Raw genomic sequence first — 17,855 nt, forward strand, 5'->3', positions numbered from 1 at the left:
ACATAAATCTAAATTTAATTATGGCTGAGATTGTATTTAGGGTAACTCATATAGGGAATGAGTTGAACGTTAAGCTACAGTCCATATATAAATTATTTGTAGAAATTCACTTAAAGTATTAGGGATAAGTTAAGACCATGGAAATAAAAGTTAATTAATTATATAAAGGAGAACTATGATGAATATAAAAGAAAAATATGAGGAAGCAAAACAAGAGTATGGAAAGTTTGGTATTGATGTAGATAAGGTATTAGAAGAACTTCAAAAGGTTAAGGTTTCAGTTCACTGCTGGCAAGGGGATGACGTAACTGGTTTTGAGGTAAGTCAGAATCAATTATCTGGAGGAATACAAGCTACAGGTAACTACCCAGGGAGAGCAACAAATCCTGAAGAACTAAGAGATGACTTGGATAAGGCTTTAAGCTTAATACCAGGAAAGCATAAGATTAACTTACATGCTATATATGCAGAAACTAATGGTAAAGCTGTTGAAAGAGATGAGATTAAACCAGAACACTTTGAAAATTGGGTGAACTGGGCTAAGGAAAGAGGACTAGGGTTAGATTTTAATCCAACTATATTCTCACATCCAAAGGCTAGTGATGGATTAACTTTGTCTCATCCAAACAAAGAAATAAGAGATTTTTGGATAAGACATGCAGTAGCTTCGAGAAAGATAGGAGAATACTTTGGTAAAGAACTTGGACAAACTTGTTTAACAAATCTTTGGATACCAGATGGATACAAGGATATACCAAGTGATCGTTTAGGGCCAAGAAAGAGACTTAAGGACTCTTTAGATAAAATATTTGCTGAAAAGATAGATACAAAATACAACTTAGATGCAGTTGAATCAAAGGTATTTGGAATAGGGGCTGAATCTTATACAGTAGGTTCTAGCGAATTCTATATAAACTATGCTGCTAAAAATGGAATATTATCATTATTGGATACAGGACATTATCATCCAACAGAAGTGGTTTCAGATAAAATATCTTCTATGCTATTGTTCTCAGAAAAGGTAGCTCTTCATGTAAGTCGTCCAGTACGTTGGGATAGTGATCACGTTGTTATATTTGATGATGAACTTAAAGAAATAGCAAAGGAAATAGTAAGAAATGACGCATTAGATAAAGTAATAATAGGATTAGACTTCTTTGACGCAAGTATTAACCGTATAGCTGCATGGGTTATAGGAACTCGTAACATGCTTAAGGCATTACTATCTGCAATGTTAATACCTCATGATCAGTTAATAAAACTTCAAGAAGAAGGTAACTTTACTGAAAGACTAGCTTTAATGGAAGAATTAAAAACGTATCCATTAGGAGATGTATGGAATTACTATTGTGAAATAAATAATGTCCCAGTAAAAGAAGATTGGATAAAAGAAGTTAAAGAATATGAGAAAACAATATTAGAGAATAGAAAGTAGGGAGAAAATATGGCTTTACAAGATATGAACTTTATAAAAACTTTTGTTAAAATAACTCAGGATGCGTGGCTTAAGGGATGGCATGAAAGAAACGGCGGAAACATAACCTATAGATTGACACAAGAAGAAACTAATACAATTAAGGAATATATAGATGAGTCAGCTGAATATACTCCAATAGGGATAAAGGTTGAGAACTTAGCAAATGAGTACTTCTTAGTTACTGGAAGCGGAAAGTTCATAAGAAATATTTCTGTTTGCTTAGAAGAAAATGTTGGGCTTATAAAGATAGATGAAAAGGGAGAAAACTACAAAATAGTTTGGGGGCTTGAAAACGATGCCAAGCCAACAAGTGAGCTTCCTTCGCACCTTAACAGCCACTCAATAAAGAAAACTGCAACTAATGGAAAGCATAGAGTTATAATGCATTCACATACTACTAACCTAATAGCATTAACTTTCGTTCTTCCTCTAGATGGAAAGGTATTTACAAGAGAGTTATGGGAAATGGCTACAGAATGTCCTGTTGTTTTCCCAAGTGGTATTGGCGTAGTTCCTTGGATGGTACCAGGTGGAGCTGAAATAGCAAGAGCTACTGGTGAGCTTATGAACCATCATGACGTAGTTATATGGGCTCATCATGGAACCTTCTGCTCAGGAGAAGATTTAGATCTAACTTTCGGACTTATGGATACTGTTGAAAAGTCTGCTGAGATATTAGTTAAGGTATTATCAATGGGTGGAAAGAAACAAACCATAACTTCAGATAACTTCAGAGACTTAGCTAAGGGCTTTAACATAGAGATTGACGAGAAGTATCTATAAAACTACCAATTAAATAATATCGCGTAAGTATATATCATAAAGTAGGTTGATACACTTTTGGGGTTATATTTCAGACGTGTTTTTGATATAGCAAATTGTGTACTAACCTAGAACAACACATATAAAAGTGGACAAACCTTCAAATTAATTATTATTAAAAAATTAAATATATATTATATGTCTACATCAAATATTTTGGGAGGGAATTTATTATGGTAAACAGAATAGTATTAAATGAGACCTCATATTTTGGACCAGGAGCTATAAGTGTAATTGGAGAAGAGGCTATAAATAGACAGTTTAAAAAGGCTTTTGTAGTAACTGACAAGGATTTATTAAAGTTTAATGTGGCTCAAAAGGTTACAAATGTACTTGAAGAAGCAAAGCTTCCTTATGTTATATACGATAATGTAAAACCAAATCCAACAATAGAAAATGTTCTAACAGGGGTTAAAGCTTATGCAGAGTCAGGGGCAGATTTTATACTAGCTATAGGTGGAGGATCTTCAATAGATACAGCTAAGGGAATTGGCATTGTAACTAATAACCCGGACTTTTCAGATGTTAAGTCACTTGAAGGTGTTGCGCCAACTAAGAATAAATCAGTTCCTATAATAGCTGTTCCAACTACAGCAGGTACTGCTGCTGAAGTTACTATAAACTACGTTATAACTGATGAAACTGCAGTAAAGAAGATGGTTTGTGTTGATCCTAAAGACATACCAGTTTTAGCTGTAATAGATCCAGAAATGATGACTTCAATGCCTAAAGGATTAACAGCTGCAACAGGAATGGATGCATTAACTCATGCAATAGAAGGATATACTACTAAAGGAGCTTGGACTATGAGTGATATGTTCGAGTTAAAGGCTATAGAATTAATAGCAAAGCACCTTCCAAAAGCAGTTGCTAACGGCAGCGATGTTGAAGCTAGAGACGGAATGGCAACAGCTCAGTATATAGCAGGTATGGGCTTCTCAAATGTTGGACTTGGCATAGTTCACTCAATGGCTCATCAATTAGGTGCTGTATATGATACTCCACATGGTGTTGCAAATGCTTTATTGCTTCCATATGTTATGGAATATAATGCTCCAGCTACAGGCGATAGATTTAGAGAAATAGCTCGTCAAATGGGTGTAGCTAATGTAGACACAATGTCTCAAGAAGAATATAGAAAAGCAGCTGTAGATGCTGTAGTTAACCTTTCAAAAAGCATAGGTATACCTCAAAAATTAGTTGAAATTGGAGCTAAGGAAGAGGATTTAGAAAAGCTAGCTAAGATGGCTTATGCTGATGTTTGTACTCCTGGAAATCCAAGAGATACAAATGTAGAAGAGATATTAGAAATATATAAGAAAGCCTTTAAATAGAAGTAATTATAGAACAATAGGACTAGCTGGTCTTATTGTTCTTTTTTGCTGTAAAGACCTATGTAATAAAACCTTGTATACAGAGCCAGTGATGTAAGGAACTTAGAGTAGTTTTTTGGGATGTAGTGGAAAGTAAGTATATTGAAGGTATTATATAAATACCCAAATTATATAGTATAATAGAAGAATAAAAAGGTATAAATATAAATCTGAATATACATATGAAAGGAAAATAATTATGTTTGGGTTTGGGAAAAGGAAGCAACAAGAGGATAAAGAAAGAGAAGAAGCTTTGTTTGAGTTTTTAAAGAGTATTAGTATATAATTGAATAATAAATAGATAGAAACCGAAAGGATAGTAGAAAATGAACAACATATTTGAAATATTATCAGATGTAACAAGAGAGTATGATGGAGATGACTTAGGTTTTGTAATCTTTAAGGGAAATATATTAGTAAAAAACACAGATAACACTTGTAGCATTCCAACTATGAGAGAAATAATTGAATTGAACTTAGGTGAAAATGATAAATTCTTTGTAGGAAAGATTGGAGATAGGGCTTGCTTTGCTATAGACTGTGACTCTGAGCCTAGGATAGCAGAAAAATTTGAACTTGTTTCTCTAAGGGATTTCGCTATAAATTCAGAAGAGTACTTATTCTTAGCTGCAGGAAGAGCAAATCAGATATTACATTGGAATAATACTCATAGGTTCTGTGGTACATGTGGTACTAAAACAGAAAACAAAGTTGATGAACTAGCAAAGGTTTGTCCTAGCTGTAGTAATGTGATGTATCCTGTTATCTGTCCTGCAATAATAGTTGCTGTTAAGAAAGAAGATAAGATACTTCTTGCTCACAATTCTAATTTTAAAAACAATATGTATAGTTTAATTGCTGGATTTGTTGAAGCTGGTGAAGATTTAGAGAGTACAGTAAAGAGAGAAGTATTTGAGGAAGTAGGTATAAATGTTAAAAATATAAGATATCATCATAGCTCTCCTTGGTCTTTCCCTAATTCATTAATGTTAGGTTTTGTAGCTGATTATGAATCTGGGGACATAAAGGTTGATGGTAAGGAAATACTTCATGCAGATTGGTTTGATATAGAGAATTTCCCTAATATACCTGAGAAGTTTACCCTTGCTAGAAAACTTATTGACGCAGTTATGAAACTTTAAGAACTATTAGATATATTGTCTTAATATAGTTATATAGATTTAAATATTAATATTAAAAGCTATATTTTCAAAATCTCTTCTCACAACCTAGAAGCATTTTGAAAATAGCTTTAAGGCTTAAGTGAAAATAATTAGAAACGAATCAAAGATTCGTTTCTAATTATTTTTTTAATCTCTCTCTTAAACTTTGAATTATGGTCTTCGGGTCTTTTTTTATTTCATCTACAATAAAATCTATGGTTTTAATAGAATAACTATAATTAGGACGAGAATTTATTTTGTATATAAAACATAATTTAGGGTTTTCCTTTATACTATAATACTCACAAAAAAGTTCAAAATGATACCTATTGAATTTTAAATTTATACCTAAACTCTTAAGTCTTTTGTTTATTTCGTTATTACAGGATCTCATATTATAATTATGAGTGTTATTAGGATCCTTCAGTTCCTTTATTATCTTGACTCCATCTTCATTATTGACGGAAAGTATACTTTTATTTTTAGTATTAGCAACGTAGTTATAATTCTCTATTTTTCTAGCAAAAGTATGGTTGTTTTGAGAGATTAAGCTTGAGATGTGATTATTAGCGTTAATTATTTTATTAGCTATTTCTTGTGGATATTTCGCCTTTATTTCATTAGCGTTTATAGCATTTATGCTTAAATTCCATGTGAAAAGGTTTGGTGGTATAATTTTTGTCATATCAATATTATGAAAGTCTTGCATTTTTTCTATGAAATTAAAAATACAGGATTGAAACAATGGTAAATAAATAAACTCATACTCCTCAGTAACAAAAACTGTACTCATATTTCTCAACTCAATTATTTTTTCAAGATTAAGTCTAAGTGGTGAGGTTTCATTAGTAAAAACAATACTAATGCATCTTTTTAATGTGATAGTTCTATTGGGGTTATTTTCATAATAGATACTATCTTCACCAAGTTTATGAATAATATAAGCCTTAAGCATAAGTTCCCAAGAATTACAAATAAAAAAGCTAAATCCTTCAGCTCTGTAATGAAGTGTAGGCCTATTATATATTTCAATAGCTGTCATAAAGGCTTCTTTTGATTTATATAATAGTTTATCTATCATTCTGTTCATGGAATTCCACCTCTTCTCATTTTTGTTTTAATATACATAGGATATTAACAATGACAATGTAACTTACTTATTTTTATAGAATTGCTTCGGATATATGTTAATCAAGTAATATAATACATTTTTAAGAACTAAGCTCATTTTTTCTAAGCAGATATAGAATATATTATTAGCTGTAAAGAGGTTTTTGGAGTATTTTATTAGAAGTTTCTGTACAGAAAAAGGAACAATAAGACTAAATGATCCTATTGCCCCGTAATAAATTTTATTCGAAAGCCTTTTTATATATTTCTAATATATCTTCTACACTTGTGTTTCTTGGATTGCCAGAAGTGCATACATCGGTAAAAGCCATCTTAGCTAGCTTTTGTAAATCTTCTTCCTTAGCTCCGATTTTAACTAATTTTTGAGGTATACCTATGCTCCTTGAAAGATTAACTACAGCATTTACAGCAGCTTTTCTGTATTCTTCTTTAGTCATCGAGTCTACACTAACTACACCCATTTGACGAGCTATTTCTCTATATTTTTCTCCAGTAGAAGGAGCATTGTATTCCATAACATATGGCAGTAATAATGCATTGGCAACTCCATGTGGAGTATTATATACAGCTCCTAATTGGTGAGCCATTGAGTGGACTATTCCTAGACCAACATTTGAGAAACACATGCCAGCTATATATTGAGCGGTAGCCATGCCGTCTCTAGCTTCTGCATCATTGCCATTGGCTACTGCCTTAGGCAGGTTCTTAGCGATTAATTCTATTGCTTTTAATGCAAACATATCACTCATACACCAAGCCTCTTTTGTTATATAGCCTTCTATTGCATGAGTTAAAGCATCCATGCCTGTAGCAGCTGTTAGTCCTTTAGGCATGGAAGACATCATATCTGGATCTATTACAGCTAAAATAGGTATTACTTTAGAATCAACACAAACCATCTTCTTTACTGCAGTCTCGTCTGTTATAACATAATCTATTGTTACTTCTGAAGCAGTACCAGCAGTAGTAGGAACAGCAATTATTGGAACTGAATTGTTCTTAGTTACTGCCGAGCCTTCCAGTAACTTAACATCTGAAAAATCTGGATTATTAGCTATAATTCCAATTCCTTTTGCGGTATCAATTGAAGAACCTCCACCTATGGCTAATATAAAATCTGCTTCAGAATCTTTATACTTTTTAACCCCAGTTAGTACATTCTCTATTGTTGGGTTAGGATTTACGTTGTCGTATATAACATATGAGATTTTGGAAGCTTCAAGAACTTTGGTAACTTTTTGAACAACATTGAATTTTAATAAATCTTTATCAGTTACAACAAAAGCCTTATTGAATTGTCTGTTTTTTGCTTCTTCTCCAATTACATTAATAGAGCCTTGTCCGAAATAAGATGTTTCATTAAGAATTATACGATTTACCATAAAGTTTTGCCTCCTTAGATATTCTTTACAAAAATAAACCTACATTTTAATTATCTGAAAGATAATCATAAACAATATTAGGTGTTCCTAGTGTTAAATCTGTAAGAATATGAGATGCTGACACAATTTCTAAAACAGGTAAATCAGCAAGAGGAGCTAGTGCGTGGCTAAAGAGTTGTAAACGAGCACTGCTGGTCCAAGCCTCATGAATTGTTATATTGGTATTTTCTGCACATATAAGTTCACAAATTCTTGGCTTGCCATCATAACCTTGTATGATTTTTAACATGAAATTAGGTCTAGCAATTTGTTTGTAAGCTTCCTTAAGATCTAAAGGAGCATGCTTATATCCCATAGTAGCAGTTGCTACAGGCAATGTGCCGTATTTAAGTGTTCCCACTAAAGTATCTGAATCTACAAATAGTTTTGGACTTCCAAGTTTCTTAGGGTAGGCGCTGCTTTCTCGTCCAACAGCTATAGCAGGTTCATTATCTAGGTACATCATATGCAAGTAATCACCTTCAACTCCATTAAACTTTACAGGAATAGCTTGACTGCACTCGGTATATGAACCTAATCCAGTTGTATCAGGCATAGCCATCATCTCAAATCTAACATATGGAACGTCAAGTTCAAGAGGTTCTGGAACTATCTTTCGAAGAGCTTCCAAATCTGTTCGGTATATGATGTTTAGGTACTCTCTATTGTGAAATTTATACGGTCCTCTAGGAAATGCTGGAGCAGATATAGGAGTTGTAATTTGTTTTAATATTTCACTTTTTAACATTAAATCATCACACTCTTTTCTTATTAAAATATTTATAGTTCTTTAGCATTACAATTTCAACATGCTAATTTTAAAGTAATAGATTATGAATGCAGGATTTATACATTCATAATTTTTATATTGTCTGGAATAATTAAATTTGCATCTGTCAAAGCTTTTATTTCGTTAACGTTAGTATATTTATGAATTTCTCTTAAGACTAGTCCGTCGCTTGTTACCTCAATTACGCAGAGCTCGGTTATTATTAGGTTAACTTGAGCTTTGGCAGTGAGTGGTAAGGTGCATCTTTTTAATATTTTTGGTTTTCCTTTTCCGGTATGCTGCATTGCTACTATTACTTTTTTTGCGCCAACAGCTAAATCCATGGCGCCACCCATGCCTGGAACTAATTTATTTGGAATAATCCAGTTAGCTAAATTTCCTTTTTCATCTACTTCTAATGCACCTAAAACAGCTACATCTACATGACCACCTCTGATCATTGCAAAGGACATTGAACTATCGAAAAATGCACCTTGTGGTAGAAGATTTACGCACTGACCTCCAGCATTTATTATATCTGGATCATTTTCACCAGAGGCTGCTAGCTTACCCATACCAACCATACCATTTTCAGATTGAAAGCTAATGTTCATATTCTGTGGTATATAATTTGCAACTAAGGTTGGAAGCCCTATACCTAGATTTACAAGTTGTCCTGGTTTTAATTCTTGTGCAACTCTCTTAGCTATTATTTCTTTAATTAGGAATTTGTCCGAAAACACTTAAACTGCCTCCTTTACTATATAATCTACTAGTACTCCTGGAGTCATTATATTTTCTTTATTTAATTCATCAGCTTTTACTAAATTTTCAGCTTCTACTATAACTATTTTAGCTGCCATTGCCATGTATGGATTAAAGTTCTTAGTAGTTGCCTTATAAAAGGTATTTCCAAATTCATCTACTATGCTACCTTTTATAAGTGATATATCTGCGTATAAAGGTAGCTCTAATAAATATTCCTTGCCATCTATGGTAAGCTTATGCTTACCATTTTCTACATCAGTTCCTATTCCAGTTGGTGTTAATACTCCTCCTAAACCAGAACCAGCTGCACGAATTCGCTCAATCAATGTCCCTTGTGGATAAAGTTCAACTTCAAGCTCACCAGAATTCATCTTTTTTCCGGTCTCAGGGTTTGTTCCGATGTGTGAGGCTATTACTTTTGAAACTTGGCCATTTACAATGAGTTTTCCTATGCCTTTATCTGGGAAAGCAGTATCATTACATATGACAGTCATATTTTTTATATCTAAATCAACTAAAAAGTCGATGAGTTTATCTGGTGTGCCACAGCCTAAAAATCCACCTATCATGATTGTCATATTATCTTTAAATATATTTTTTAATGATTCTAAATCAGTTACTTTTGACATATTAGAAGCTCCTTTCTGAGTATTTGTTTAATACTTTTAGTAAAATATATAGATGAAAATAATAATTTAGCAAGTCAGTACACATCGTCTCTGTCGTGTAAAGTTTTTTGCAGAAGTTATACCTTCGCCACTAGAGCCTGCAATTGTGAAGGTTGTGAATCCCTCAGCATTATAACCAATTCCTGAAAATGAGCTACCATTTTTTACGAATATGGTAGTGTCTATTTCTTTTTCAAACCTATTTAAGTTGTCTATATTTTTTGAATGAATATACGCACTGTGTTTCCTATTTTGTTCTGCTAACTTTGCATATTTAATGGCTTGGTCAATGTTTTTAACTCGTACAATTGGAAGAATTGGCATCATTAGCTCTGTCATTACAAATGGGTGGTTTGCAGCAACTTCACAAATTATACATTTAACACTAGGAGAAGCTTCTACATCTATTTCGTCTAAGAATAATTTTGCATCTTTGCCTACCCAATTTTTATTGATTGTATATTCATGAGTTTGATTGTTTTTTAATAGTACTAAATCCACTAGCCTTTGGATTTGGTCTTCATTTATGAGAACAGCATTATTTTTCAACATATTAGTTATTAAACTGTCTGCCACATCGTTAAAGACAAATACCTCCTTTTCAGCAATGCAAGGGAGATTATTATCAAAAGAGCAACCTTCGATTATATTTTTGCTAGCTTTTTTTATATCAGCAGTATCATCTACAATAACAGGAGGATTGCCTGCACCAGCAACTATGGCCTTTTTGCCAGAATGTAAAAGAGTCTTTACCATTCCTGGGCCTCCAGTTCCGCACAAAAGTTTTATTGAAGGATGTTTTATAATTGTATCTAAAGATTCCATAGTTGGATTCTTTACAGCAGTTACTAGATTTTTAGGGCCTCCACAGGAAATAATAGCTTTATTTATCATATCTACAGCGAAGGCTACACATTTTTTAGCACCTGGATGTCCGTTGAAGACTACAGCATTTCCTGCGGCAATCATACCGATGCTATTACATATTACAGTTTCAGTGGGATTTGTTGATGGTGTTATTGCTCCTATAACTCCATAAGGAGACATTTCAACTACGGTAATTCCATGATCACCGGTCCAAGCGGTTGTGGTTAAATCTTCTGTGCCAGGAGTATATCTAGCAGCAAGTTCATGTTTTAATACCTTATCCTCATATCTACCCATATTAGTCTCTTCTAAAATCATTTTAGCTAAAAGCTCTTTATTTTCTAAAGCGGCTTTTCTTATTTCAGTTATGATTTCTTCTCTTTGCTCTTTTGTGTAATAAAGAGATAATTTTTCTTGAGCATTTATAGCTTCATTAATAGCGACTTCAACATCTTGGAAAACTCCTAAATATGAAATGTCATCTAGGCAATTTTTATAATTAATGCTTTCAAGGGTTTGGTTTAATTTTAAATTTTTGATTGAAGATATTACTGTTTCTTTATTCATAATAATTCCTCCATATAATTTAAAAAATAGTGTAGTAAAGGTTTGGACGTAAACCGCATTATTGTTAATAAGTTAATAATTACCGCCTTGATAATAAGTATGATAGCACTATGTGTTACAAAAACAATCTGTAGAAACGATAAAGTTAGTAAAGATGAAATAAAACGTTAACAATCTATAAGATATAGATGTATTTTTATGTTATAATTTGTAAAGACAGAGGATTGTGTTATTTAAGCAATAGAGAATAACATAAGAGTTGATTATGTTAAATGTAAAGACGGATATAAATATTGAAGACTCAGTATTTGTGAGGATTAGAATAGCTTAAAAATATATAAAAAAGGAAGCTTAACCTAAGCTCCAACTTCTATATATTTCTTAAACCTTTATTAACATTAATAGAGCAAGTAGATGAGTTATGAGCTTATCAACATTTATTAGAGAGGTGACACTTAGAGCTAAAAGTTATCTTTAAATTTCTACTAGTTTCTGCAGGGCGAATTTGAAAATATAAGATTATAACAATTTAAAAATATAAAAATATAAGAAGTTAAAAATATAACTTCTTAAGAATTTATAGTGAAAATGGGGATTTAAAGGCTTTTTTCTATTAAACTGATACCTAAATTAAAGGCGTTTTTTAAGTCCTTAGGGAAATCGTCATCTCTTACTTTTGCCTTGTGGGTTTCATCAAACATTGTGGAAACATATTTGGTGTAGTCATCGAATTGATAGGTATCATTTACAATTAGTGACTTAGCTTCTCCAAAGAATCTTTTCATCATTTCTTCAGTACTTAAAAACTTTTTATCATAGCCTGCTAAGCTCATATGTTCCTTTCCAACATTCATAGTATAAATCAAGCCTATAGGTAATTTTTTATTAAATAGGTTAGTGTGATCTTTATCATATACTAAATATTGAAATAAGAAACGTTCTAAGAAGGATCTAACTTCACCAGTTACTTCACCAAAGTATATTGGAGAGCCTATAAGTAAAGCATCACACTGTTCAATTTTTCTAAGAACAGATTGTAAATCATCCTTAACAGCACATTTTCCGTAGCTTTGTCCACCGATTCTTTTACAAGCAAAACAACTAATGCATCCTTTGTAGTTTAAATCATAAAGATTGATTAATTCAACTTCAGCACCTTTTGACTTAGCTCCTTCTAGAGCTTCATTTAATACTTTTGCAGTGTTTCTATTACGTCTTGGACTTCCGTTTAGGGCAATAACTTTCATCTTAAACTCCCCCTAAAATAATAAAATTTAAGTCTGTATTTTAGAGTACAGCTTCATATAAGAAAATAAGTTTGTAGTTGTTATAAATATATGTAGCAGTGCTTCTTAATAAAGATTATAAATTCTTGTAGTAGAAATATTAAGTATGCACTTATTTGTTATATACTTAACAAAAGGTAAGTAAGGAGATATAATTAATTTGAAAACATATGTGTTTTATTAAAGTGAAACACATATATAAGGGGGAAACTATGGACAACTTTAATGATAGATATGGAGAATGTCCTATGTATTACACAATTTCTATTTTAGAGGGGAAATGGAAGTGGATAATACTATGGCAGATATATAATCATGGAATAGTAAGGTATAGCAGATTAAAGGAAGGGCTACATAATATTGCTCATAAGACCTTGAGTCAACAGCTTAAAGAGCTTGAAGCTGATAAAATAATAAATAGAAAGCAATATAATGAAGTGCCACCTAAAGTTGAATATTCTCTCACTGAGAGAGGCAAGAGTCTTATTCCAATTCTTGAAATGATGTCGAAGTGGGGACAAGACAACATGTTGAAGGAAGTGAATGAATAGAAAGGAGTAGCATTATGGATTTTAGAAAAGAAAAGGATATGCTTGGGGATAGAAATATAGACACTTCCAAGTATTATGGTATAAATACGCTAAGAGCGATGGAAAACTTTGACCTTGGTGATAGGCATGTAAACCTTGATTTCGTAAAGGAAATAGCTTTGATAAAGAAAGCTGCAGCAATGGTCAATGTAAGATTAAAGGGTTTGGAAGAAGAAAAAGGAAGGGCAATAATTAGAGCAGCTGAAGAGGTTATAGAGGGTGTTTTTGACGATAATTTTAAGATAAATGCTTTTCAAGGTGGGGCGGGAACTTCTACTAATATGAATGTTAATGAAGTAATTGCAAACCGTGCTTTGGAGCTTTTAGGAGCAGAAAAGGGGAGTTATGATTTAATTCACCCATTGAATCATGTAAATATGTCTCAATCCACCAATGACGTATGTCCTACAGCTTTAAGGATATCAGCTATAAGAAAGATTAGAAAGCTCGCAGACGCTTTAGCAGAGCTGCAGGAAGCTTTTCAAGTTAAGGAAAATGAATTTGCAAACATATTAAAGTTAGGAAGAACAGAACTTATGGATGCTCTTCCTATGATGATGGGACAAGGTTTTGGAGCTTACGCAAAAGCCATTGAGAGAGATAGATGGAGGATATACAAGGTAGAAGAAAGACTTAGAGTTGTAAACATAGGTGGAACAGCCATAGGGACTGGTTTAAATGCTACTAATAAGTATATATACATGATGACAGATATGCTCCAGCAGCTCACAGGACTTGGGCTTGCTCGTTCTGATTTTCCTATGGATGTTACTCAAAATGCAGATGTTTTCGTAGAAGTTTCTGGGCTTTTAAAAGCTTGTGCAGTTAATATGATGAAGATATCCAATGACTTAAGACTTTTAGGCTCTGGGCCTAAGGGAGGTTTGGGAGAGTTAGTTCTTCCTATGAGACAGCCAGGTTCATCAATAATGCCAGGAAAAGTAAATCCTGTAATTCCAGAAATGGTTGCACAGGTAGCGATGAGAGTGGTTTCAAATGATGCAGGAATAACCTTTGCTGCTGCTAGTGGTCAGCTTGAACTTAATGCATTTATTCCACTAATAACAGAAAATCTATTAGAATCCTTAGAGTTACTTGAGAAAGCTGTTATAATATTTAGAGAGAAATGCATTGAAGGAATTGAAGTAAACAAGGAAGTTTGCAAAGAAAATCTAGAGAAATCTACAGCAATGACAGCGGCATTGATACATCATATTGGCTATGATAAGGCTAGCGACATTGCAAAGAAAGCATTATCACTTGGAATAACTCTAAGAGAAGCCATATATCTTGAAAATATACTAACTAAGGAAGAAGTAGATAAAATACTTAATCCTCTAGAACTAACAAAACCAGGTATACCTGGTAAGTAAGGAGAGTAAATATTATGAGTTTAAATTCTACACCTCGTTCAGAAAGAGTACATATAGCTCTTTTTGGAAGAAGAAATGCGGGAAAATCAAGTGTGATAAACGCAATAACAGAGCAGGAAATTTCAATTGTTTCAGAAGTTAAAGGAACAACAACAGATCCAGTTTATAAATCCATTGAAATACTTCCTATAGGACCATGTGTAATAATTGATACTGCTGGTCTTGATGATGAAGGTGATCTTGGAGAACTTAGAAAAAAGAAGACTATAGAAGTATTAGATAAAACTGATGTAGCACTGATAGTTGTTGATGGTACTGTTGGAGTGACAGAAGAAGATATAAAGATAGTAAAAGAGGTAAAAGAGAAGAATATACCTGTTTTAGGTGTTTTAAATAAAATTGATCAGTTGTCATCTTACGATGAAGTTGCTCAAGACATGGCTAAAAAGCTTTCAATTCAAGTTGTACCAGCTTCAGCAGATTTAAATAAGGGAATAAAAGAAATTAAAAATAAGATAATAAGCCTGCTTCCTCAGGAGGAAGATAAGTTTAAAATAGTTGGTGATCTTATAAATCCAGGAGACTTAGTAGTGTTAGTTACTCCTATAGATAAAGCTGCTCCAAAAGGCAGATTAATATTACCTCAGCAGCAAACAATAAGAGATATTTTAGAAAGTGATGCTATAGCAATAGTTACAAAGGAGCATGAACTAAGACAAACTCTTGAAAGTCTAGGAAGAAAGCCTAAACTTGTTATAACAGATTCACAGGTTTTCTTAAAGGTTTCTGCAGATACACCAAAGGATATAATGCTTACATCATTCTCAATTTTATTTGCTAGATATAAAGGTGACCTTGCAGAAATGGTTAGAGGAATTAAAGCTATTAAAAAGCTTAAAGATGGAGACAAGATATTAGTATCGGAAGGATGTACTCATCATAAGCAAGCGGATGATATAGCTAGAGTAAAGATACCTAGATGGCTTAGACAGCTTACAGGAAAAGAACTCACTTTTGAATACTCCTCAGGTGTAGTATTTACAGATGATGTTAAGCAATATGCATTAATCGTGCACTGCGGAGGCTGTATGCTAAATAGAACTGCAATGTGTTCAAGAATAGATGATGCAAAAGCCTACAATGTTCCTATAGTAAACTATGGGATGCTTATAGCATATGTTCAAGGAATATTAGAAAGAGCCTTGGAACCATTTCCAATGGCTAAACTTGAATATGAAGAATTAGAATAATAAAAAGTCAGGTGTAGTATGGCATGGATTTGCCTATTATACCTGATTTTTTATTTTTAAAAATTTTCTTCATTGAAAGATTTTATAATGGTATAATTACTCCTAATAATAAAATTCTTATACTTACAGGAAGATGAGTTTGATCTCTCTGCCTATGATAAAAAAACTTCTAAAATTAACTTATTTATATAAAAAATAATAAACATGTATATGTAATTAGAGTATAATTATGATAATAAAATTACAAGCATGCTTAAGAGGAGATAAAATATGAGCTATAAGATATTCTTAGTTGAAGATGACAAAAATTTAAATTCAGTTTTATGCTCTTATTTAGTAAGAGAAGGGTTTGAGGTAGTCAGTTTCCATAATGGAGAAGAAGCTATTGAATCTATAGATAAAAGCCCACATCTATGGATATTAGACATAATGCTTCCTGATGTAGATGGTTTTACAGTATTAAAAGAGATTAAAACAAATAATAGAAATACACCTGTAATATTTATATCTGCTAGAGATGCTGATATAGATAGAATAGTTGGACTTGAGATGGGAAGCGATGATTATCTTTCCAAACCATTTATGCCAAGAGAGTTAGTTATAAGGACAAAGAAGTTGCTGGACAGGACTTATAAAGAATTGGATCTTTCTGAGGGACAGTATTTATATGGATATCTGATAGAAACAGATAAAAGAATAGTAATAAAAGATGGACAGGATGTAGGGCTTAGCTCTAAAGAATTTGATTTATTGATGCTATTTTTAGATAACAAGCAAAAAGCTTTCTCAAGAGAAGATATATTAGAGATTATATGGGGAGAAAGCTATTATGGCAGCGATAGAGTAGTTGATGATCTAGTTAGAAGACTTAGAAAAAGAATGCCTGAACTAAGAATTGAAACTGTTTATGGTTTTGGATATAGACTTAATTAAGGCTTGAGGTGTTATATATGAAAGATAAATCATTAGCTTTCCAGGTTTGGGCTGTAAGCGCAGGTATATTAGCAGGAGTTTTTATATGTTTGGTATTGTATTTTAATGTTTCAATAAGCTCTTTTTTCACTGATGAAACTTATAAAACCATAGAACTTGCTCAGGATACTTTTTTGCAATCTAAAAATAAAGAAAAAAATCTTCAGTTAGAGCAAATAACTGCGGAAAATTTAGGCGTGATTCAAGATATAAGATCAGTAACTCAAGTGGTTTATCCCTATCAAAACTTAACCATAATAAAGAGGTTTTCTAAGTCTTCACTAACCAATAATCTTATGAAGATAATAGAAAATGAAACGAGAATACAGACTGAAGATAGTAAAAGATACGAGTACAAGCTTAGTAGTGGCAGGTTGTATTATGTAATAAAGAAGATTACCTTTGAAGGAAAGGAAGCTTATCTAGTTTCTTTTATGATGGATACTTACAGAAATAAACTTGTAAAAGATGTTACTGAAAAACTTATAGTTGGTGGAGTAATAGCTATAATTATCAGTCTTATGGTTTCTATGGTTTTCTCAAATTATATCACAGCTCCTATAAAGTTTTTAGAAAATAGGGTAAAGAGAATTGCGAAGCAAGATTGGTTTGACTCTCTTAGTCTAGATAGAGAAGATGAACTGGGGAGTTTAGCGGCAAGTATTGAAGATATGAGGATTCAACTAATAGAGAGAGATGAATGGAAGCAAAACATGTTGCAGCAAGTTTCCCATGAATTAAAAACACCAGTTATGGTTATTAGAAATTACGTACAAGCGGCTGAAGATGGAATATATCCTAATGGAGATATGGATGGTACTATGAGAGTCATAGATGAAGAAGCTATAAGGCTTCAGAAGAGAATAAAGGACCTATTACAGCTTTCAAAACTTGAGTATATAAACTCAAGAACATTAAAAAAACAACCTTATTCCCTATGTGATATGATATCAGAAGAATTTTATAAAATAAAAGCCAATAATATGAATCTTCAATGGGATATTGAAACCTTAAAAAATGCTTACACCTTAGGGGATAAAGAGCAATTTACTGTTGTAATAGAAAATCTTTTAGATAATGCATCTAGATATGCAAAGGAAAAGGTTGAAGTAAGTATATATGAGGAACATGGAAAATATACTATAAGAATCTTCAATGACGGAGATAAGATAAAAGAAGAAGAATTTGAAGGGTTATTTAAACCCTTTAACAAAGGGAAAAATGGTAAGTACGGTTTAGGGCTATCAATAGTAAAAGAAATAGTAGGGTATCACGGAGCAGAGATTGAAGCTAAAAACGAGGATGTAGGAGTAGCTTTTTATATCAAAGGTATACGTAATATTGATTAAAAGAGGGTG

General features: G+C 32.5%; 16 protein-coding genes. 9 read left to right on the top strand and 7 right to left on the bottom strand.

The annotated features are described in order from the left end of the window. Positions 1–178: 178 nt before the first annotated feature. The 4 genes from rhaA to nudC all read left to right on the top strand — a co-directional run bounded on the left by rhaA (position 179) and on the right by nudC (position 4,814). Positions 179–1,435 (top strand): L-rhamnose isomerase, encoded by a 1,257-nt coding sequence (gene rhaA, locus GXK57_RS19615; protein WP_160679588.1) that lies wholly within the window; start codon positions 179–181, stop codon positions 1,433–1,435. Positions 1,436–1,444: 9 nt separating this feature from the next. Beyond that, positions 1,445–2,260 carry a rhamnulose-1-phosphate aldolase gene (gene rhaD, locus GXK57_RS19620; RefSeq protein ID WP_160679590.1) on the top strand — a complete coding sequence of 272 codons (816 nt, stop codon included), beginning with the start codon at positions 1,445–1,447 and terminating at the stop codon, positions 2,258–2,260. Positions 2,261–2,472: 212 nt separating this feature from the next. Next, a complete protein-coding gene (fucO, locus tag GXK57_RS19625; RefSeq protein ID WP_160679592.1) occupies positions 2,473–3,633 on the top strand; it encodes a lactaldehyde reductase in 1,161 nt (386 codons plus the stop codon). A gap of 365 nt (positions 3,634–3,998) precedes the next feature. Next, the gene (gene nudC, locus GXK57_RS19630; protein ID WP_160679594.1) at positions 3,999–4,814 is read left to right on the top strand and encodes an NAD(+) diphosphatase; all 816 of its coding nucleotides are present in this window, start codon (positions 3,999–4,001) and stop codon (positions 4,812–4,814) included. Positions 4,815–4,974: 160 nt separating this feature from the next. Here nudC and GXK57_RS19635 read toward each other — a convergent pair whose 3' ends face one another. The 7 genes from GXK57_RS19635 to GXK57_RS19665 all read right to left on the bottom strand — a co-directional run bounded on the left by GXK57_RS19635 (position 4,975) and on the right by GXK57_RS19665 (position 12,273). Then, complete coding sequence (locus tag GXK57_RS19635) at positions 4,975–5,925, bottom strand: DUF3644 domain-containing protein (protein WP_160679596.1); 951 nt, start codon at positions 5,923–5,925, stop codon at positions 4,975–4,977. 262 nt (positions 5,926–6,187) lie between these two features. Further along, positions 6,188–7,348, bottom strand: a complete 1,161-nt coding sequence (gene fucO, locus GXK57_RS19640; RefSeq protein WP_160679598.1) for a lactaldehyde reductase — start codon at positions 7,346–7,348, stop codon at positions 6,188–6,190. A gap of 46 nt (positions 7,349–7,394) precedes the next feature. Next, positions 7,395–8,135: an acetoacetate decarboxylase gene (locus GXK57_RS19645; RefSeq protein WP_160679600.1), complete on the bottom strand. Its 741-nt coding sequence runs from the start codon at positions 8,133–8,135 to the stop codon at positions 7,395–7,397. A gap of 98 nt (positions 8,136–8,233) precedes the next feature. Then, on the bottom strand, positions 8,234–8,899 hold the full coding sequence (locus tag GXK57_RS19650; protein WP_160679602.1) for a 3-oxoacid CoA-transferase subunit B: 666 nt from the start codon (positions 8,897–8,899) through the stop codon (positions 8,234–8,236). Next, on the bottom strand, positions 8,900–9,553 hold the full coding sequence (locus GXK57_RS19655) for a 3-oxoacid CoA-transferase subunit A (RefSeq protein ID WP_160679604.1): 654 nt from the start codon (positions 9,551–9,553) through the stop codon (positions 8,900–8,902). Between the two features lie 66 nt (positions 9,554–9,619). Then, positions 9,620–11,026, bottom strand: coding sequence for an aldehyde dehydrogenase family protein (locus tag GXK57_RS19660; RefSeq protein ID WP_160679606.1), 1,407 nt, complete (start codon positions 11,024–11,026; stop codon positions 9,620–9,622). A 596-nt stretch (positions 11,027–11,622) separates the two neighbouring features. After that, a complete protein-coding gene (locus GXK57_RS19665; RefSeq protein WP_160679608.1) occupies positions 11,623–12,273 on the bottom strand; it encodes a flavodoxin family protein in 651 nt (216 codons plus the stop codon). A 251-nt stretch (positions 12,274–12,524) separates the two neighbouring features. On the opposite strand from GXK57_RS19665, the gene GXK57_RS19670 reads away from it, so the two are divergent. The 5 genes from GXK57_RS19670 (at position 12,525) to GXK57_RS19690 (ending at position 17,846) form a co-directional block, all read left to right on the top strand. Next, positions 12,525–12,863, top strand: a complete 339-nt coding sequence (locus tag GXK57_RS19670; protein WP_160679610.1) for a helix-turn-helix domain-containing protein — start codon at positions 12,525–12,527, stop codon at positions 12,861–12,863. 14 nt (positions 12,864–12,877) lie between these two features. Then, complete coding sequence (locus tag GXK57_RS19675; RefSeq protein WP_160679612.1) at positions 12,878–14,275, top strand: aspartate ammonia-lyase; 1,398 nt, start codon at positions 12,878–12,880, stop codon at positions 14,273–14,275. Positions 14,276–14,289: 14 nt separating this feature from the next. Continuing rightward, a complete protein-coding gene (hydF, locus tag GXK57_RS19680) occupies positions 14,290–15,525 on the top strand; it encodes a [FeFe] hydrogenase H-cluster maturation GTPase HydF (RefSeq protein ID WP_160679614.1) in 1,236 nt (411 codons plus the stop codon). Positions 15,526–15,795: 270 nt separating this feature from the next. Next, the gene (locus GXK57_RS19685; RefSeq protein ID WP_128214944.1) at positions 15,796–16,458 is read left to right on the top strand and encodes a response regulator transcription factor; all 663 of its coding nucleotides are present in this window, start codon (positions 15,796–15,798) and stop codon (positions 16,456–16,458) included. A gap of 17 nt (positions 16,459–16,475) precedes the next feature. Continuing rightward, positions 16,476–17,846: a HAMP domain-containing sensor histidine kinase gene (locus GXK57_RS19690; protein ID WP_160679616.1), complete on the top strand. Its 1,371-nt coding sequence runs from the start codon at positions 16,476–16,478 to the stop codon at positions 17,844–17,846. Positions 17,847–17,855: the final 9 nt, after the last annotated feature.

The organism is Clostridium sp. C8-1-8, from assembly GCF_009928445.1.
Lineage (GTDB): Bacteria > Bacillota > Clostridia > Clostridiales > Clostridiaceae > Clostridium_AR.